The organism is Isoptericola sp. NPDC019571 (genome assembly GCF_044389385.1).
In the GTDB taxonomy this organism is placed as follows: domain Bacteria; phylum Actinomycetota; class Actinomycetes; order Actinomycetales; family Cellulomonadaceae; genus Isoptericola; species Isoptericola nanjingensis.
On sequence record NZ_JBIRXZ010000002.1, the window covers coordinates 74,804 to 93,582 of the forward strand.

An 18,779-nucleotide genomic window follows, 5' to 3' on the forward strand; every position below is an offset into this window, starting at 1 on the left:
CCGCCGTCAGGGCAGGCCGGTGAGCCGCGCGCGGCTGCTGGCGCGCCGCTCGGGCGCGCGCCGCGGGCTGCTGGTCCTCGTCGCGCTGCTGGTCGCCACCGTCGCGGCGGCGCTCGGCACCGCCGTCGGAGCGGTCCGCGCCGCCGAGGCGGACGTCGTCCACGACGGGCTGACCCGGGGCGACGTCCCGGCCGAGGTGCAGGTGACCACCCGGCTCGCCCCGCAGGCGGACGCCGCGGCACAGGACGCCGCGCTGCGCAGCGACGTCGACGCGCTCTTCGCCCCAGCGCCGCACGACCTGGTCCGAGAGGAGGTGCCCGACGACGACTCCGACGACCCGTTCGTGCGCTGGACGCTCACGCCCGACGTCGCCGCCATCGGCACCGCCGACCTCGCCGTCCTCGCCTCCGGGTCCGACGCGCTCCTCGAGACGGTCCTCGCCGACGACGCCGTCGCCGTGCGCGGCGCGACGGTGACCGGGGACCTCGGGGAGCGGGCCGCCGACGCGGCCGCCGCGGCCGCCGCGGCGTCGGCCGTGGCCCTCGTCCCGATGCTGGTGCTGGCGCTGGCGGGCGCGGTCGCGGTCGCCCAGGTGGCGCGGCTGCTCGCGGCCACCCGGGCGGGGGAGGTGCACCTCCTGGTCTCGCGCGGGGCGTCGGCGGGCCAGCTGACGGCGGCCGCGGCGTCCGAGGCGGCGCTGGTCGTCGTGGGCGGAGCGGCCGTGGGTGCGGGCGCGGCGGCGGCCGTGCTGGCGGCCCAGGGCACCCCTGCCGGATCCCTCGCGGGGACGCTGGCGCCCTCGGCCGTGGCGACGGCGGTGGGTGCGCTGCTCCTGCTGGTGGCGGTCGGCGGCCTGCAGGCCCGGGCCGCCGCGGCGCTGCGAGACACGGACCGGTCGGGTCGTGCGCGGCGGGCCGCCACGTGGGGGACCGTCGTGCTGGTGGCGGTGGCCGCCGGGGTCACCACGTGGCTGCTGCGGCGGTACGGCTCGCCCCTCGTCCCCACGCCCGACGGCGGCCAGACCGACCCGGCGGCCGTCGCGGCGCCCGCTCTCGTCCTCGCGGCCGCGGCCGTCGTGGCGGTGGCGCTGCTGGGCCCGCTGTCCCGGGCCTGGGCGGCGCTCACCGCGCGCCGCCCGGGCACGCGGGTGCTCGCGGCGCGGCAGGTGGCCCGGCGGCTCGCGGTCACGGCGGTGCCCGTGGTCCTGGTGGTGGTGGCCGCGGGGAGCGCGGTGCTCGCGTCCGCGTACACAGGGACCGGTCAGCACCTGCGGGCGGCGGCCGCCGGCGTGGCCGCGGGCAGCGACGTGCGGGTCGTCGCGACGGAGGGGACGCCCGGGCCGGCCGCGATGTACGCGGCGCTGCCGGGAGCGGCGGACGCCGCCCCCGTGCGGGTGTCCGAGGCGGTCGTGGACGGCATCCCCCTGACCACCACGGGCGTGCCGCCCGACCGGGTCGCCGCGGTGGCCCGCGGGCCGCACGGGCAGCAGGGCGTCGACGAGATCGCGGCGGCGCTGGACGGCCCCGGCCCGTACGCGGACAACCCCCGGCTCCCGGCCGGCACGACCGGGCTGGTGCTGCGCGCCACCGGGCAGTACTACGTCGTCGACGAGGCGGCCACGGCAGAGGCGGCCACGGGCGCGGTGGGCGGCGAGCCCGCGACCTGGGCGTCCCTCGAGGAGGCGACCGCGTCGGCGCCGTCCGAGCGGGGGCAGCTCCTCGTGCTCGAGGACTCGACGATCACCCTCCGGCTCTGGCTCGCCGACGCGGACGGACAGGTCGTCGGCGTCGACGTCGAGGAGCTCGACGTGGACCTCGACGGCGACCCCGGCGGCGGGCGGGTCGACACCCGCCCCATCGGCCCCGACGAGAGCACGGTCGAGCTCCGGGCCGACGTGCCGGCCGCGCCCCCGGGCACCGACGGCGCGCCGGGAGCGTGGACCGTCGTCGCGCTCGACACCCGGCTGCCGAGCTCGCCGAGCGCGCTCACCACGCTGCGGCTCTCCGTGGACGGGCTGGACGCCACCACCGAGGAGGGCGCGACGGCCGAGATCGACGTCGCCGGCGCCGACTGGGCCCCCGCCCGCGACGACCCGAACGTCGCCTTCGGTGCCCGACCGGGCACGGGCCTGAGCTTCGCGGCCCAGGCCGACCACGAGGCGATGCCCTCGCCGTTCCGCGCCATGGTGGCGGGCTCCGGACGGCAGCCGGCCCGCGCCGTCCTGTCCCAGGACCTGGCCAGGCTGCTCGACGTCACCACCGGGGGCACGACGGAGGTGCCGCTGGGCGAGGGCGGGCGGCTGCCCGTGCAGGTGGTCGACGTCGTGGACGTCGTGCCGGGCTCCCTGCACCAGGGTGCGGCGATGGTGCGGCTCGACGAGCTCCAGGCGGCGTCCCTGCACCTCGCGACGGTGGTCCCCGGGGCCGCCGAGACGTGGGTCCGTGCCGCGCCCGGCGGCGACGTCGACCGGCTGGCGGCGGCCGCCCAGGACGCCGCCGGGACGGTGCCGGTCCAGATCACGACGTCGACCGGGTCGGAGGGGGCCGACGCCGCGGGGCCGGTGCGCCAGGCGTTCGCGGTCGCCGCGCTCACTGCCGCGGCGCTCGCCCTGGTCGGCGTGGGTGCCGTGAGCGTGGCCGGCGTGCGGGAGCGGCGCGGGGAGGTCGCGGTGCTCCGCGCCGTCGGGCTCCCGCCCCGGGCGCAGGGGGCGAGCCGCGCGACGGAGCTGGCCGTCGTCACGGCCGCCGCGCTGGTCGCGGGGCTCCTGGCCGGGTGGGCCCTGGCGGCCGCGACGGTGCCGGGCCTGGCCGCGGCTACGCTCACCGGGTTCGCCGTCGTCCCGACCCCGGACACGGCGTACTCGCCCGAGGCGGCGCTCGTGCCCGGCGGCGTCCTCGTCGCGGGTCTGGCCGCCGTCGCGTTGGTCGTGGGGGCCGCGGTCGCCGCCCAGGCGCGCGACGGCGGCTACCGGGAGGAGGTGCGCTGATGCTGTGGCTGCTGCTGCGCCGCCACCTGCGCTCCGCGTGGGGGACCGTGCTGGTCCTCGCCGTCGTGACCGTGCTCGGGGCGGGCGCCGCCACCGTCGCCACCCGCGCGATCGGCGAGATGCGCTCGGAGCAGGTCACCTACGCCACCGAGCAGCTCTCGCCCCAGCGCCGGGACGTCTCGTCCCGGTCGTCGGTGGTCCCCGGCGGGGGGCTGTCGGCCACCGACGCCGTCATGACCGGGCCGGCGAGCGAGCCCGCCGTGCCGCCCGAGCCCCGGTGGGACGAGTTCCTCGACGGCATGGTGCGGCTGCGCGACGAGCGGCCGCAGCCGCTGCGCGACGTGCTCGGCGAGCCGTCGTTCGCCGTCTCCTCCCGGAAGACGGTGACCGAGCAGGTGCCCGGGTCCGGGATCCAGGTCCCGCAGGTCGTGATGCGGGCGTCGGCGCGGATGACCGAGGACCTGCGGCTCGTCGAGGGCGAGTGGCCCGCCGCGACCCCGGTGGTCACGAGCTTCAACGGGCCGGAGGGCGACGAACCCGTGCAGGTGGTCCTGTCGAGCTCGGCCGCCGAGACGCTCGGGTGGGAGCTCGGCGGCACCTACGCCGTGGACGTCTGGAAGTTCCCCCCGCTGCGCGTCGTCGGGCTCACCGAGCCCGTCGACCCCGGTGCGAGCACCTGGTACCACCAGCCGTTCGGGCGCGACGCCCAGCTGAGCGTGACCGCGGACGGCGCCACCATCGCGACGGCGGCCGTCTACGTCGACCCGGCGATGATCGGCTCCCTCGCCTTCCGGGAGGCGCAGACCGAGCTCTGGTACCCCGTGACGGTCGCAGGGCTCCGGTCCGACGACGTCGCGCTCCTCGCCGACCAGGTGCGCGGTCTCACGCACGAGACGCTGGCCGTGGTGCCCGGTGACCCGGTGGTCCTGCAGGCGCGCACCGCCCTCTCGGACGTGCTCGACGCGCTCCTGCGGGAGCGCGTGACCACCGACGCCGTCCTCGCGGTGCTGGTGGTGGGCCCGCTCGGCGCGCTCGGCGCGGTCGTGGTGCTGGCGGCACGCCTGGTCGTGGAGCGGCGCCGGTCGGCGCTCGCGGTGCTGCTCGCGCGCGGCGCGACCGGCGCCCGGCTGCGGCTGCTCACGGCGTGCGAGGGCCTCGCCGTCAGCCTGCCGGCCGCCGTCGTCGGCGTGCTGCTCGGCCTCCTGGTCCGCCCCGGCGCCGTGACCGGGACCCAGCTGACGTGGGCCGTCGCGGCGGCGCTGGCGCCGGCCGTGGCGGCCGCCGCCGTGACGGTGCCGCGCTCGCTGCGCGGCGAGCGGAGGGACCTCGCCGCGGGCACGGGCGGACCGTGGCGGCGGACGGCGGAGCTCGCGGTGGTCGGCGTCGCGGCGCTCGCGGCGGTGCTCCTGGCGCGCCGCGGCGTCGTCGGGGGCGCGGGAGACGGCGGGGTCGACCCGCTGGTGGCGGCCACCCCGCTGCTCGTGGCCGCCGCTGCCGCCCTGGTCGCCGTGCGCCTGATCCCGCTGCTGGCGCGCGGCCTCGAGCGGCTGCTGTCCCGGCGCCGCGACCTGGTGCCGTTCCTGGGGGCGGCCAGGGCCACCCGTGCCCCGGCCGGCGGCGTCGTGCCCGCGCTCGCCCTGGTGCTCGCGGTCTCCGTGGGGGCCTCGTCGGCGGTGCTGCTGTCGACCGTGGACGCCGGCGTGGCGCGCCAGGCGCACGTCGAGCTGGGGGCCGACCTGCGGGTCTCGGGACCCGCGCTGGGCGAGGAGACCGTGACGACGCTGCGCGAGGTGGACGGCGTCACGGCGGTGGCGACGGCGTCCCGCGTGCCCGAGACCGGCCACCTGAGGTCGGCCGACGGACGGACCCGCTCGGTGCAGGTGGTCGCCGTGGACGCGGTGGAGCTCGCCGCCGTGCAGGCCGAGGTGCCGGACGCCCCGCTCGACGTCGCGGAGCTGTCCCGCCCGGCCGCAGACGGCGCCCTGCCGGTCCTCTCGCTGCGGGTCCCGGACGTCGCGGCGGGCACCACCGGGCTCGTCCTCGACCTGCAGGACGAGAGCGCCGACGTCGAGGTGGCCGGCGCGACGGACCGGGTGCCCGGCGTGATCGACGCGCCGTCGACACTCGTGCTCGACGCGGGCGTCCTCGCCGGTCCGCTCGACTACGCGACCGAGCCGCGCACCGCCCTCGTGGCGCTCGACGACGGCGCGGACCCGGCGCGGGTCGCCGCGGCGCTGCGCGACGCCGTGCCGGGCGCCACCGTCGACGACCGCACGACGGTCGCCGCGGAGCTCCTGGAGTCGCCGGCGGCCCGGGGGATCGCGACCGGGGCGCGGGTCTCCGTCGCCCTGGCGGGGGTGCTGGTCGCGCTCACCGTGGCCCTCACCCTGGTGCTGGCCGCCCCGGACCGGGAGCGCCTGCTCGCGGTGCTGCGCTCGATGGGGGTGCGGCGCTCGGAGGCGCGCGGGCTGGTCGCGTGGGAGGTGGCGCCCTGGGCCCTGGGCGCACTCCTCGTGGGGGCGCTGGTCGGGGTCGCGGTGCCCGCCCTGCTGCGTGCCCGCGTGGACCTGACCGCGCTGACCGGGGGCGGGCCGCAGCCCGCGCTCACGGTCGACCCGGTGCTCGTGCTGGGGGGAGCGGTCGGCTTCGTGGCGACGGTGGTCGTCGGAGCCGTGCTGGCGGCGGTCGCGGGGCGTCGCGGCGCGACGCCGGAGCGGTTGCGGGAGGCGGCGGAATGAGGGAGGACGGCTGATGGGCGACGGCGACGACGGTGACGAGACGGTGGCGACGACACGGTGGGGACGGGACGGTGGTGACGCGATGGTGGTGACCGAGGAGGGGGCAGGCCGGCCTGCGGCCGACGCCGCCCGGTCGGAGCCCGGCGAGATCCGCTGCCGAGGGCTGGTGCGCATCTTCGCCACGGACGGCATCGAGGTGCAGGCGCTGCAGGGGCTGGACCTCACCGTCGACCGCGGGGGACTGGTCGCCGTGGTCGGGGCGTCGGGCTCGGGCAAGTCGACGCTGCTCAACATCCTGTCCGGCATGGACCTGCCGACGGCGGGCTCTGCGGTGGTCGCGGGCACGGACCTGCTGGCGATGACGCGGCGCGACCGCGTGCGCTACCAGCGCTCCACCGTCGGGTTCGTCTGGCAGCAGACCGGGCGGAACCTGCTGCCGTACCTCACGGCGGCCGAGAACGTCCGGGTGCCGCTCGAGATCGCGCGCTCCGGCTCCCGGGCCGCGCGCGCGGCGCGCGTCACCGAGCTGCTCGAGCTGCTCGACGTCGGGCACGTGGCGGACCGGCGGCCGGGCCAGATGTCGGGCGGGCAGCAGCAGCGGGTCGCGATCGCCGTCGCGGTGGCGGGCGCGCCGCGCGTGCTGCTGGCGGACGAGCCCACGGGGGAGCTGGACGAGGCGACGAGCGTCGAGGTGCTCGAGGCGCTGCGCGGGGTGAACGCGGCGACCGGGGTGACGACGCTGATCGTCACGCACGACCCGGCCGTCTCGGAGCACGTCGCGCGGACGGTGCAGATCCGTGACGGGCGCACGTCCACGGAGGTGCTGCGCCGCACGGAGGTGGACGAGGACGGCGCGCAGCGGCACGTCGCGGAGGAGTTCGCGGTGCTGGACCGCGTGGGGCGCCTGCAGCTGCCGCAGGACTTCGTCAGCGCCCTGGACCTGCGGGACCGGGTGCGCCTCGCCCTGGAGCCCGACCGCGTCGAGGTCCGGCCCGACGGCCGCCGGGGACCGGGGGAGCGACGATGAGCGTCACGACGACGACGGTGCTGCGCGCGGAGGGCGTCTCGCGCGTCTACGGCAGCGGCGCGGGCGAGGTGCGGGCGCTGGAGGACGTGTCCGTCGAGGTCGGAGCCGGCGAGCTCGTGGTGGTGGTGGGGCCTTCCGGCTCCGGCAAGTCGACGCTGCTGCACCTGCTCGGCGGGCTCGACCGCCCGACCACGGGGACGGTGCACCTCGGCGCCGACCCCGCGGCACCGGGCGGCCCGGGCGCCGTCGAGCGCGAGCTGGGCGGCCTGGGCGAGGACGAGCTGCACGCGGTGCGCCGCACCGAGATCGGCTTCGTGTTCCAGTCGTTCGGGCTGATCCCGGTGCTGTCGGCGGCCGAGAACGTGGAGGTGCCCCTGCGCCTGGCACGGGTCGACGCGGCCGAACGGGCGGCCCGGGTCGCGGAGGCGCTCGAGGCGGTCGGCCTCGCGGACCACGCCGAGCAGCGCCCGGACGAGCTCTCGGGCGGGCAGCAGCAGCGGGTCGGCGTGGCGCGGGCGCTCGTCGCCCGCCCGCGGGTGCTGCTCGCCGACGAGCCGACCGGCCAGCTGGACTCGACGACGGCCGCCCGCGTCATGGCGCTGCTGCGCGACCTGGTGCACTCGCGCGGGGTGGCCGCCGTCGTGGCGACCCACGACCCGGAGCTGGTGGCCATGGCGGACCGCGTCCTCGTGGTCCGCGAGGGCCGGTTGGTGACGGTATGACGGCGTCCGGGGCCGGCCGCCGGTCGTGTCCCTGAGGTTGCGCCCAGATACCGGATTGGTCACGGTTCCGGGCGCAAAGCGGGCGAAGGGTATGTCCGGGCCCTGAACCGTGACTAGAGTCACCCGCGCACAGTGCAGTGCGCGGGCACACGCGCCTGCACCTCACCGAGGGGTGATCCCCGCCGGTGAGCGACTCAACTCAGGAGGACACGTGACACCTCGACGACGACTTGCAGGCATCGGGGCCTTCACCCTCGCCTCGGCCCTGCTGCTGTCCGCGTGCGGTGGCGGTTCGGGCGACGACCCCGAGGCCGGCGGGGGCGGTTCCGACGCCGGCATCATCACCGTGCAGAACGGCGAGCCGCAGAACCCGCTCATCCCGACGATGACGAACGAGACCAACGGCTCGCTGGCCATCTCGAACATCTTCGCGGGCCTCGTCTACTACGACGCCGACGGCCAGACGCAGAACGACATGGCGGAGTCCATCGAGTCTGACGACAACCAGACGTGGACGATCACCATCAAGGACGGCTGGACGTTCACCGACGGCTCGAAGGTGACGGCGCAGAGCTACGTCGACGCCTGGAACTACGGCGCGTACGGGCCCAACGCCCAGAACCTCAGCTACTTCTTCGAGCCGATCGAGGGCTTCGCGGACGTGAACTTCGCGGAGGACCAGCTGCAGGAGGACGGCAGCCCGAAGGAGGGCGAGAAGCCCGCCTCGGAGACCATGAGCGGCCTCAAGGTCGTCAGCGACACCGAGTTCACGGTCAAGCTCGCCCAGCCCGAGTCGGACTTCCCGATCCGCCTGGGCTACTCCGCGTTCATGCCGCTCCCGGAGGCGTTCTTCGACAACCCGGACGCGTTCGCCGACAAGCCGATCGGCAACGGCCCGTACCAGGTCGAGAACTGGACGCACAACGAGGTCATCGAGCTGCGCCCGAACCCCGACTACCAGGGCGAGCGCAAGGCGCAGAACGACGGCGCCGACCTGGTCGCGTACACCGAGGAGGACACGGCGTACAACGACCTCCTCGGCGGTCAGCTCGACATCGTGAAGAACGTGCCGTCGTCGTCGTTCGCGACGTTCGAGGACGAGCTGGGCGACCGCGCGGTCAACCAGGCCGCGGCCGTCATCCAGGTCGTCAACGTCCCGGAGTACGTCAAGGAGTTCCAGGGCGACGCGGGCGTGCTGCGCCGCAAGGCCATCTCCATGGCGATCGACCGTGACCAGATCACCGAGACGATCTACAACGGCACCCGCACCCCGGCGAAGGACTTCACGTCGCCGGTCATCGACGGCTGGTCCGACACGGTCGAGGGCAACGAGGTGCTCGAGTACAACCCCGACGAGGCCAAGAAGCTCTGGGACCAGGCCGAGGGCGAGGACCCGGTCGGCAAGGACTTCACGCTGCAGATCGCCTCGAACGCCGACTCCGACCACCAGACCTGGGTGGACGCCGTCTGCAACAACGTCCGCAGCACGCTCGGCATCGGGTGCGAGTTCGACCCGTACGCCACCTTCGACGAGTTCCTCGACGCGCGTGACAACGAGCAGATCAAGGGCCTCTTCCGTGGCGGCTGGCAGGCCGACTACCCGGCGCTGAGCAACTTCCTCGGGCCGATCTACGGCACGAACGCCGGCTCGAACGACATGGGCTACTCGAACAAGGAGTTCGACGCCAAGCTCAAGGAGGGCAACGGCGCGACCGACCCGGAGGCCGCGATCAAGGCCTACCAGGAGGCGCAGACCATCCTGTTCGGTGACATGCCTGGTATCCCGCTGTGGTACCAGAACGCCACCGGCGGCTTCGGCGAGGACGTCGAGAACGTCGTCTTCGGCTGGGACAGCGACCCGATCCTGTACCAGGTCACGAAGCAGGGCTGACGCCCGATTCGGTGCCGGCCGGCCGCGTCCGGTAGGTTCGCGGCCGGCCCGCCGACGTCCGGAGGGCAGGGTGTGCCGACGCAGCACACCCTGCCCCCTATCCTTGTCCTGGCCACACCCCGTCGTGGCCGTCGTCCTGGCAACGAGGCCCGAAACTTGAACCCGTGGCCCTGGGAATCCCAGGGCGAACGAGGAGACAACACACATGCTCTGGTATCTCGGACGCAGGCTCCTACAGGTGATCCCTGTGTTCCTGGGAGCGACGCTCCTGCTCTACGCACTCGTGTTCCTGCGGCCCGGAGACCCCGTGGCAGGCCTGGGCGGGGAGCGCGGTCTCCCCGAGGCCGTGCAAGCCCAGATCCGCGAGCAGTACAACCTGAACGAACCGTTCATCGTGCAGTACCTGCTGTTCCTCAAGGGCGTCTTCACGCTCGACTTCGGCGTCGACTTCCGGGGTCAGGACATCATGGACGTCATCGGCGCGGCGCTGCCGGTCACGTTCCAGCTCGCGATCATGGCGCTCGTCATCGAGGCCGTCTTCGGCGTCCTCTTCGGCCTCTTCGCCGGCATGCGCAAGGGCGGCTGGTTCGACGGCACCGTGCTGGTGATCAGCCTGCTCGTCATCTCCGTCCCGACGTTCGTCATCGGCTTCGTGCTGCAGTTCGTGATGGGTGTGAAGCTCGGCTGGTTCCCCGTCACCGTCGGCAGGGACCCCAACTTCTACAGTCTCCTGCTACCGGCGATCGTGCTGGCAGCGACGTCGTTCGCGTACGTGATCCGCCTGACCCGCACGTCGGTCGCGGAGAACCTCAGTGCCGACTATGTCCGCACCGCGCGGGCCAAGGGGCTCCGTCGCTCGCAGGTCACCGGCCGCCACGTGCTGCGCAACTCGCTCATCCCCGTCGTGACGTTCCTGGGCGCCGACCTCGGCAACCTCATGGGCGGCGCGATCGTGACGGAGGGCATCTTCAACATCAACGGCGTCGGGGGGACGCTCTACCAGGCGATCATCCGCGGCGAGAACATCACCGTCGTCTCGCTCACGACCGTGCTGGTCATCGTCTACATCCTGGCGAACCTGCTCGTCGACCTCCTCTACGCCGCCCTCGACCCGAGGATCCGTTATGCCTGAGAACCGATACGAGACCGTGCCCGGCGGACGGCGACCGCGCCCCGGGCAGGAGCACTTCGCCGCCGAGGTCGACGAGGGCGGCCTCGGTGCCGTCGACGCGGTCAAGACGGACGAGGCGCCGTCCAGCCTCTGGCGCGACGCGTGGCGCCAGATGCGCCGCCGCCCCATGTTCTGGGTCGCGGCCGTGATCATCCTGCTCGTCATCACGGTGGCGGCGTTCCCCGGCTGGTTCACGTCCGTGCACCCCCGCTTCGACTGCGAGCTCGCCAAGTCGCTCGACGGCCCCGAGCCCGGGCACCCGTTCGGCTTCGACAAGCAGGGCTGCGACATCTACGCGCGCACCATCTACGGTGCCCGCGCGTCCGTGCTCGTGGGCGTCATGTCCACGGCGATGGTCGTGATCCTCGGCACCATCATGGGGGCCGTCGCCGGCTACTTCGCCGGCTGGTTCGACGTCATCCTGTCGCGCATCACCGACATCTTCTTCGCGATCCCGCTGGTGCTGGCCGCCATCGTCATCATGTCGATCACCACCAACCGGACCAGCTTCACGGTGGCCCTGGTGCTCGCCGCCTTCGGGTGGACGTCGATCGCCCGCATCACGCGCGGCACCGTGATGTCCGTGAAGAACAACGAGTTCGTCACCGCCGCCCGCTCGCTCGGCATGGGGCGCGGCAAGATCCTGCTGAGGCACGTGCTGCCCAACTCGGCCGCACCGATCATCGTGTACGCCACGGTCGCGCTGGGCACGTTCATCGTCGCGGAGGCGACGCTGAGCTTCCTCGGCATCGGCCTGCCGCCCAGCACCGTGTCGTGGGGTGGAGACATCGCGCAGGCCCAGCGGGCGATCCGCCAGGCCCCCGAGATCCTCTTCTACCCGGCCGCCGGCCTGGCCATCACGGTGCTCGGCTTCATCATGATGGGCGACGTCGTGCGCGACGCCCTCGACCCGAAGGCACGGAAGCGATGACGACACAGTTCCCAGTGACGAACGGCAACCAGCCCGTCGGTGAGGGCGCCGGCCGCAGCTACGAGGCGGGGACCGACAAGCCCCTGCTCGAGATCCGCGACCTCGAGGTGTCGTTCACGACCTCCGAGGGCGTCGTGCACGCCGTCCGCGGTGCCGACATCACCGTGTACCCCGGTCAGTCGGTCGCGATCGTCGGCGAGTCCGGGTCGGGCAAGTCGACCACCGCGCACGCCGTGATCGACCTGCTGCCCGGCACCGGCAAGGTGACCGGCGGCAGCATCACGTTCGACGGTCGCGAGATCGTGGGCCTGCCCCGCACGGAGATCGAGGCGATGCGCGGCCGGGACATCGGCCTCGTCCCGCAGGACCCGATGTCCAACCTCAACCCGGTGTGGCGCATCGGCACCCAGATCGAGGAGGCCCTCAAGGCCAACGGCTTCGAGGGCGGCAAGCGGGAGCGCAAGGAGCGTGTCGCCGGCCTGCTCCAGGAGGCCGGGCTGCCCGACGCCGAGCGGCGGGCGCGCCAGTTCCCGCACGAGTTCTCGGGCGGCATGCGCCAGCGCTCGCTCATCGCGATCGGGCTGGCCTCGCGGCCGAAGCTCCTCATCGCGGACGAGCCGACGTCGGCCCTCGACGTCACGGTGCAGCGACAGATCCTCGACCACCTCGACGTGCTCACGCAGGAGCTCGGCACCGCCGTCCTGTTCATCACGCACGACCTGGGCCTGGCCGCGGAGCGCGCCGAGCACCTCGTGGTGATGTTCAAGGGCCGTGTCGTCGAGTCGGGCCCGGCCCAGCAGATCCTCGCGAACCCGCAGCACCCGTACACGCAGCGGCTGGTCGCCTCGGCGCCGTCGCTCGCGTCCCGCCGCATCCAGGTGGCGCACGAGCAGGGCGAGGAGTCGGACGAGCTGCTGGCGCCCGACCTCGAGGCGACGGTCCCGCTCCGGGCTGCCGGCAAGGCGGCGCAGTCGGACATCGTCGTGGCGAAGAACCTCACGAAGGTCTTCAGCATCCGTGGCGGACGCCCGGGGGCGTCGACGGACTTCAAGGCCGTCGACGACGTGAGCTTCACCCTCCAGCGTGGCCACACGCTGGCGCTGGTGGGCGAGTCCGGCTCCGGCAAGTCCACGGCGGCGAACATGGTGCTGGGCCTGCTCGACCCGACCTCCGGGGTCGTCGAGTTCGACGGCGCGGACGTCGCGAAGTACTCGCCCAAGGAGGCCTTCGCGTTCCGGCGGCGCATCCAGCCGGTGTTCCAGAACCCGTACGGCTCGCTCGACCCGACGTTCTCCATCTTCCGGTCGATCGAGGAGCCCCTGGCCCTCCACAGGGTCGGCGGCAAGAAGGAGCGCGAGAAGCGGGTGCGGGAGCTCCTCGACATGGTGTCGCTGCCCCAGTCGGCGATGCGCCGCTTCCCGAACGAGCTCTCCGGCGGTCAGCGGCAGCGCATCGCCATCGCGCGTGCGCTCGCCCTGCGTCCCGAGGTCATCGTGCTCGACGAGGCCGTGTCGGCCCTCGACGTGCTCGTCCAGGCGCAGATCCTGGAGCTCCTCGGGAACCTTCAGGAGGAGCTGGGGCTCTCGTACCTGTTCATCACCCACGACCTCGCGGTCGTGCGACAGATCGCCGACTCGGTGGTCGTGATGCAGAACGGTCGGGTCGTGGAGCAGGCCACCACCGACGAGGTGTTCGACAACCCGCGCCAGCAGTACACGCGCGACCTGCTCGCCGCCATCCCCGGTGCGGGGCTGGAGGGCGCGGCGATCGCGGGCTGACGCCCCGGCGTGGCCCGACGGGGGCCGGCGCACGACCAGGTCGTGCGCCGGCCCCCGTCGTCCGTTTGCCGAGGGGCGGACCCGGCGTCAGGGTGAAGGGCATGGCAGGGGCATCGACGCTGGCCCGCGGGGTCTTCTATCCGGCAGCAGGCATCATCCTGCTGTTCGTCCTGGTCGCGGTCCTCTTCACCGACGCCACCGACGCCGTGATGACCACGCTCCAGGGCGAGGTGATCGGCGCCTTCGGCTGGTACTACGTGCTCCTGGTGGCCGCCTTCGTCATCTTCGCGATCTGGATGGGGCTGAGCCGCTTCGGCGACATCGTGCTCGGCCCGGACGACGAGGCGCCCGATTTCAAGCTCCCCGTGTGGTTCTCCATGCTCTTCGCCACCGGCATGGGCATCGGGCTCGTCTACTACGGCGTGTCCGAGCCGCTGTCCCACTTCGTCACCCCGAAGCCCGGCGTGACCGGCGACGACGCCGCCCTCGCCCAGGCGGCGATCTCGCAGACGTACGTGCACTGGGGCATCCACGCCTGGGCGATCTACGTGGTGGCCGGTCTCGCGCTGGCGTACGCGATCCACCGCAAGGGCCGTCCCGTGTCGATCCGCTGGGCCCTCGAGCCGGTGCTCGGCGACCGCGTCAAGGGCTGGCTGGGCAACGTCATCGACGTCGTGGCGATCATCGGCACCGTCTTCGGCGTCGCGACCTCCCTCGGCCTGGGCGTGCTGCAGGTGGCGCACGGCCTGGGCTATCTCGACGTCGTGGAGCCGAGCACCGCCCTCGAGCTCGGCCTGATCGCGGCGATCACCGCGCTCGCGGCGTTCTCGGTGGCCTCGGGCCTGTCCAAGGGCATCAAGTGGTTGTCCAACGGGAACATGGTGCTCGCAGGAGTCGTGCTGGCCGTCGTGCTGGTGCTGGGCCCCACCCTGTTCATCCTGCGCAGCTGGGTGCAGTCGTTCGGGTACTACTTCGCGAACGTCATCCAGATGACGTTCGACACCCTGGCCTTCCGGGGCGACGAGGGCCTGGCCTGGGAGTCGAGCTGGACGATCTTCTACTGGGGCTGGTGGATCTCCTGGGCACCCTTCGTGGGCGTCTTCATCGCGCGGATCTCGCGCGGGCGCACGGTGCGCGAGTTCGTCCTCGGCACGCTGGCCGTCCCGATGGCCGTCGCCACGATCTGGTTCAGCGTGTTCGGGGGAGCGGGGCTGCACCAGGAGATGACGGAGCCCGGCAGCATGCTGGACCCCGCGACCGGAGGCGTGAACACCGACACGGCGATGTTCCAGCTCTTCGACAGCCTGCCGGGTGCCGGGACGTGGCTGTCCGTGGCGGGCATCGTGCTGGTGGTCATCTTCTTCGTGACGTCGTCCGACTCGGGGTCGTTCGTGGTCGACATGCTCGCGAACGGCGGCGACCCGAACCCGCCGCTGTGGAGCCGGCTGTTCTGGGCGATCCTCGAGGGCCTGGTCGCGGCAGCGCTGCTCCTGGCGGGCGGGCTCACGGCGCTGCAGACGGCCGCGATCCTCATCGCCCTGCCGTTCTCGCTGGTCCTCATCGGGATGGCGGTGTCCATCGTCAAGGAGCTCAGCGTGGAGCACCGGCAGATCGTGCGCGCCGAGCGTCGCGCCGCCCGGGCGGAGCTCACGGAGCACGTCACGGAGAAGGTGGCGACCACGCTGGCCGGCCGGTGGGAGAACGTCCTGCCGCCCGCGCCGGGCGCGCTGCGGCTGCGCGTGCCGCGCCGTCGGGAGGCGAAGGGACCACCCGGAACAGCGCCCGGAAGTGCGCCTGGGAAGCCGCGGGAAGCGGGCGGGGACGAGCAGCCTGGACCGGGCGGGTAAGATAGCGGCGGCCCGATTGACGGGTCGCCTCCCCACCCCAGGAAATGAGACCCGTAGATGTCTGTGCGCTCCGACCTGCGCAACGTGGCGATCGTCGCCCACGTCGACCACGGCAAGACGACCCTCGTGGACGCCATGCTGCGCCAGGCAGGCGCCTTCTCCGCCCACCAGCACGTGGACGACCGCGTCATGGACTCCGGTGACCTGGAGCGCGAGAAGGGCATCACCATCCTCGCGAAGAACACCGCGGTCCGGTACGCCGGCCCGGCGGCGGCGGAGGCGGGCGAGCCCGACGGCATCACCATCAACGTGATCGACACCCCGGGGCACGCCGACTTCGGCGGCGAGGTCGAGCGCGGCCTGTCCATGGTGGACGGCGTCGTGCTGCTGGTCGACGCGTCCGAGGGCCCGCTGCCCCAGACCCGCTTCGTGCTGCGCAAGGCGCTCGCCGCGAAGCTGCCCGTGATCGTCGTCGTGAACAAGGTCGACCGCCCCGACGCGCGCATCACCGAGGTCGTGGGGGAGACCACCGACCTGCTGCTCGGCCTCGCGAGCGACCTGTCCGACGAGGTCCCCGACCTCGACCTGGACGCCATCCTCGACGTGCCCGTCGTGTACGCGTCGGCCAAGGCCGGCCGCGCGTCGATCGACCAGCCCGCCGACGGTGCGCTCCCCGCGAACGAGGACCTCGAGCCGCTGTTCGGCACCATCCTCGAGAAGATCCCCGCGCCGACCTACGAGGCGGACATGCCGCTGCAGGCGCACGTCACGAACCTCGACGCGTCGCCGTTCCTCGGCCGGCTCGCGCTGCTGCGCATCTTCAACGGCACCCTGCGCAAGGGCCAGACGGTCGCCTGGGCCCGCCACGACGGCACCCTGTCGAGCGTGCGGATCACCGAGCTGCTCGAGACCAAGGCGCTCGACCGCGTGCCCACCGAGTCCGCGGGGCCCGGCGAGATCGTGGCCGTGGCCGGCATCTCCGACATCATGATCGGCGAGACCCTCACGGACGTGGACGACCCGCGCCCGCTGCCGCTCATCACGGTGGACGACCCGGCGATCTCGATGACCATCGGCATCAACACCTCGCCGCTGGCGGGCAAGGGCGGCAAGGGCCACAAGGTCACGGCGCGCCAGGTCAAGGACCGCCTCGACTCCGAGCTCATCGGCAACGTGTCGCTCAAGGTGCTCCCCACCGAGCGCCCGGACGCGTGGGAGGTGCAGGGCCGTGGCGAGCTGGCCCTGGCGATCCTCGTCGAGCAGATGCGCCGCGAGGGCTTCGAGCTCACGGTCGGCAAGCCGCAGGTCGTCACGAAGCAGATCGACGGCAAGCGGCACGAGCCGATGGAGCGCATGACCATCGACGTGCCGGAGGAGTACCTCGGCGCCGTCACCCAGCTGCTCGCGCAGCGCAAGGGCCGCATGGAGACGATGAGCAACCACGGCACCGGCTGGGTGCGCATGGAGTTCATGGTCCCGGCGCGCGGCCTCATCGGCTTCCGTACGCAGTTCCTCACCGAGACGCGCGGCACCGGCATCGCGGCGTCCATCTCCGAGGGCTTCGAGCCGTGGCACGGCCCGATCGAGTCGCGCAACACGGGCTCCCTGGTCGCCGACCGCGCGGGCAAGGTGACGCCGTTCGCCATGATCAACCTGCAGGAGCGCGGCTCGTTCTTCGTCGACCCCACGCAGGAGGTCTACGAGGGCATGATCGTCGGCGAGAACTCCCGCAACGAGGACATGGACGTCAACATCACCAAGGAGAAGAAGCTGACGAACATGCGGTCCTCGACCGCCGACAACTTCGAGAACCTCATCCCGCCGCGCCACCTCACGCTCGAGGAGTCCCTCGAGTTCGCGCGCGAGGACGAGTGCGTCGAGGTGACGCCGGAGGTCGTGCGGATCCGCAAGGTCGAGCTCGACGCCACGGCGCGCGCCCGGGCGACGGCGCGGGCCAAGCGCGCCTGACCCGCTCCCGGTGACCGGCCCCGCCGCGCCCGCCCCGGAGCAGCCGGTGCCCGACGGCGGGCTGCTCGCGGTGCACGCGCACCCCGACGACGAGACCCTCGCGACCGGCGCGCTCCTCGCGTCGTGGGCGGCCGCGGGTCGGCCGGTCGCCGTCGTCACCTGCACGCGCGGCGAGCGCGGCGAGGTCATCGACACGCCGTCGCACCCCACCGGCCTGGCGCGCCTCGAGGGCGACGGCCCGGCGCTCGCTGCGCACCGGGAGACCGAGCTGGCCGCGGCCCTGGCCGCGCTCGGTGGCGGGCCGGGCGTCGTCGGGCACGTGTTCCTCGACGCCGTCGACCTGTCAGACGCTCAGGTCACCGGGGCGCGCCCCGGGTCTGACCCCGCCGGCGAGGCGCGCGCGGTGTCAGACGTCCAGCCCACCGGGATGCGCCCAGGATCCGACACGCGGTTCGAGGACTCCGGCATGGCGTGGGTCGCGCCGGGAGTGGCCGGGCCGGCGGACGACGCGACCGCGACGGCGTTCGTGCGCGTCCCGCTCGACGACGCCGCCGCGCGTCTGGCGGCCGTCGTGCGCGCCCGCCGCCCCGACGTGGTGGCGACGTACGAGGAGCAGGGCGGGTACGGGCACCCGGACCACGTCCGCACGCACGAGGTCACGGTGCGGGCGCTCGCCCTCGCGGCCGACCCGGACGCCCCCGTGCCCGGCGAGCCCTGGGGCGACGCCGAGCTGTGGCGTGCGGTGACGCCGTCCGCCGCGCTCCGGGCGGGGCGCCGCGCGCTGGCCGCCGCGCCCGCGGTCCAGGACCTCGCGGCCCGCACCGGGCTGACGTTCCCCGACCCGGACGAACCTCTGCCCCCGCTCGCGCGCCACGACGCGGAGCTGCGCGACGCCGGGCCGCACGACGTCGCCCAGGTCGCCGTCGCCCCGGTGCTCGACCGGGTGCTCGCCGCGATGCGCGCGCACGCCACCCAGGTGCAGCATGCCACCGGGGCCCCGGAGGCGGCGCTGCCCGGTGCCGACCTGCCCGGCTGGTACGCCCTCAGCAACGCCGTGCTCGCCCCGGTGCCGGCGCACGAGGTCTACCTCGTGTCCTCGTCGCCCACGGCGCCGGACGTCGCGGCGCGCCGGACGCCGGTAGGCTCGCGCCGATGACCAGCCCCGAGCACGCGACGTCCACCTCGCCCGTTCCCCCTGCGGGTGCGGGCCGGTGGTGGAGGTCCGCCGCGCGGACGCTCCTGGCCGTCGCGCTGGGCGGCGTCGTCGGGGTGCTCGGCACGGTCGCGCACCGCACCCAGTGGCACGACCTGCCCGCCGGCATCGTGCTGGCCCTCGCGATCACGCTGTCCACGGCGGTCCTGTGCCGCGCGTGGGCCGGGCTGGGCCCGCTGCTCGCCGCCGGCGCCGGCTGGGTCGTGGCCGTGCAGGTGCTGGCCGTCGCGGGGCCCGGCGGGGACGTGCTGGTCCCTGCCCAGGCGGTGGGCCTGGTGTGGACCTACGGCGGCCTGGCGATGTTCCTCGTCGCAGCCTTCCTTCCCCGGTCCTGGTTCTCCGACCGGCGGGGCTGACGCCCGGTCCACGCGGCCGCCTGTGAGCGTCCCGTGCGCGCCACCCGGCCGGGCGTGACGAAGCTGTGCGGACCGGCGTCCGATTTGGCGCTTTCACCCGGACTTGCGCCGAGGCGGTCGGTGCCGCCCGAGTAGGATCCCCCAGGCGGGT

The 18,779-nt window shown here is 74.0% G+C and carries 12 protein-coding genes; all 12 read left to right on the forward strand.

Annotation, left to right across the window (positions count from 1 at the left end):
* The first annotated feature begins 19 nt into the window (after positions 1-19).
* Positions 20-2,986, forward strand: coding sequence for an FtsX-like permease family protein (locus ACH443_RS03605; RefSeq protein WP_430589502.1), 2,967 nt, complete (start codon positions 20-22; stop codon positions 2,984-2,986).
* Entirely contained in the window at positions 2,986-5,724 is a 2,739-nt protein-coding gene (locus ACH443_RS03610) for an FtsX-like permease family protein (protein WP_430589503.1), read from the forward strand. The genes ACH443_RS03605 and ACH443_RS03610 overlap by 1 nt, the downstream gene beginning before the upstream one ends.
* Positions 5,725-5,806: 82 nt before the next feature.
* Entirely contained in the window at positions 5,807-6,751 is a 945-nt protein-coding gene (locus tag ACH443_RS03615; RefSeq protein WP_430589720.1) for an ABC transporter ATP-binding protein, read from the forward strand.
* Entirely contained in the window at positions 6,748-7,473 is a 726-nt protein-coding gene (locus ACH443_RS03620; RefSeq protein WP_430589504.1) for an ABC transporter ATP-binding protein, read from the forward strand. Before ACH443_RS03615 ends, ACH443_RS03620 begins: the two co-directional genes overlap by 4 nt.
* A gap of 211 nt (positions 7,474-7,684) precedes the next feature.
* Positions 7,685-9,364, forward strand: coding sequence for an ABC transporter substrate-binding protein (locus ACH443_RS03625; protein ID WP_430589505.1), 1,680 nt, complete (start codon positions 7,685-7,687; stop codon positions 9,362-9,364).
* Positions 9,365-9,569: 205 nt separating this feature from the next.
* Positions 9,570-10,496 carry an ABC transporter permease gene (locus ACH443_RS03630; protein WP_429762536.1) on the forward strand — a complete coding sequence of 309 codons (927 nt, stop codon included), beginning with the start codon at positions 9,570-9,572 and terminating at the stop codon, positions 10,494-10,496.
* On the forward strand, positions 10,489-11,466 hold the full coding sequence (locus ACH443_RS03635) for an ABC transporter permease (RefSeq protein WP_429762535.1): 978 nt from the start codon (positions 10,489-10,491) through the stop codon (positions 11,464-11,466). Before ACH443_RS03630 ends, ACH443_RS03635 begins: the two co-directional genes overlap by 8 nt.
* The gene (locus tag ACH443_RS03640; RefSeq protein WP_430589506.1) at positions 11,463-13,244 is read left to right on the forward strand and encodes a dipeptide ABC transporter ATP-binding protein; all 1,782 of its coding nucleotides are present in this window, start codon (positions 11,463-11,465) and stop codon (positions 13,242-13,244) included. The genes ACH443_RS03635 and ACH443_RS03640 overlap by 4 nt, the downstream gene beginning before the upstream one ends.
* Before the next feature lie 101 nt (positions 13,245-13,345).
* The gene (locus tag ACH443_RS03645; protein WP_429762533.1) at positions 13,346-15,091 is read left to right on the forward strand and encodes a BCCT family transporter; all 1,746 of its coding nucleotides are present in this window, start codon (positions 13,346-13,348) and stop codon (positions 15,089-15,091) included.
* 57 nt (positions 15,092-15,148) lie between these two features.
* Positions 15,149-17,059, forward strand: coding sequence for a translational GTPase TypA (gene typA / locus ACH443_RS03650; protein WP_429762532.1), 1,911 nt, complete (start codon positions 15,149-15,151; stop codon positions 17,057-17,059).
* A 10-nt stretch (positions 17,060-17,069) separates the two neighbouring features.
* Positions 17,070-18,215, forward strand: coding sequence for a PIG-L family deacetylase (locus tag ACH443_RS03655; protein ID WP_430589507.1), 1,146 nt, complete (start codon positions 17,070-17,072; stop codon positions 18,213-18,215).
* Positions 18,212-18,628, forward strand: a complete 417-nt coding sequence (locus tag ACH443_RS03660) for a DUF6113 family protein (protein WP_429762530.1) — start codon at positions 18,212-18,214, stop codon at positions 18,626-18,628. Before ACH443_RS03655 ends, ACH443_RS03660 begins: the two co-directional genes overlap by 4 nt.
* Positions 18,629-18,779: the final 151 nt, after the last annotated feature.

Coding starts and splice junctions, on each gene's coding strand:
- ACH443_RS03635 (WP_429762535.1), top strand. CDS start 10,489: ATGCCTGAGAACCGATACGAGACCGTGCCCGGCGGACGGCGACCGCGC.
- ACH443_RS03615 (WP_430589720.1), top strand. CDS start 5,807: ATGGTGGTGACCGAGGAGGGGGCAGGCCGGCCTGCGGCCGACGCCGCC.
- typA (WP_429762532.1), top strand. CDS start 15,149: ATGTCTGTGCGCTCCGACCTGCGCAACGTGGCGATCGTCGCCCACGTC.
- ACH443_RS03610 (WP_430589503.1), top strand. CDS start 2,986: ATGCTGTGGCTGCTGCTGCGCCGCCACCTGCGCTCCGCGTGGGGGACC.
- ACH443_RS03630 (WP_429762536.1), top strand. CDS start 9,570: ATGCTCTGGTATCTCGGACGCAGGCTCCTACAGGTGATCCCTGTGTTC.
- ACH443_RS03645 (WP_429762533.1), top strand. CDS start 13,346: ATGGCAGGGGCATCGACGCTGGCCCGCGGGGTCTTCTATCCGGCAGCA.
- ACH443_RS03660 (WP_429762530.1), top strand. CDS start 18,212: ATGACCAGCCCCGAGCACGCGACGTCCACCTCGCCCGTTCCCCCTGCG.
- ACH443_RS03640 (WP_430589506.1), top strand. CDS start 11,463: ATGACGACACAGTTCCCAGTGACGAACGGCAACCAGCCCGTCGGTGAG.
- ACH443_RS03620 (WP_430589504.1), top strand. CDS start 6,748: ATGAGCGTCACGACGACGACGGTGCTGCGCGCGGAGGGCGTCTCGCGC.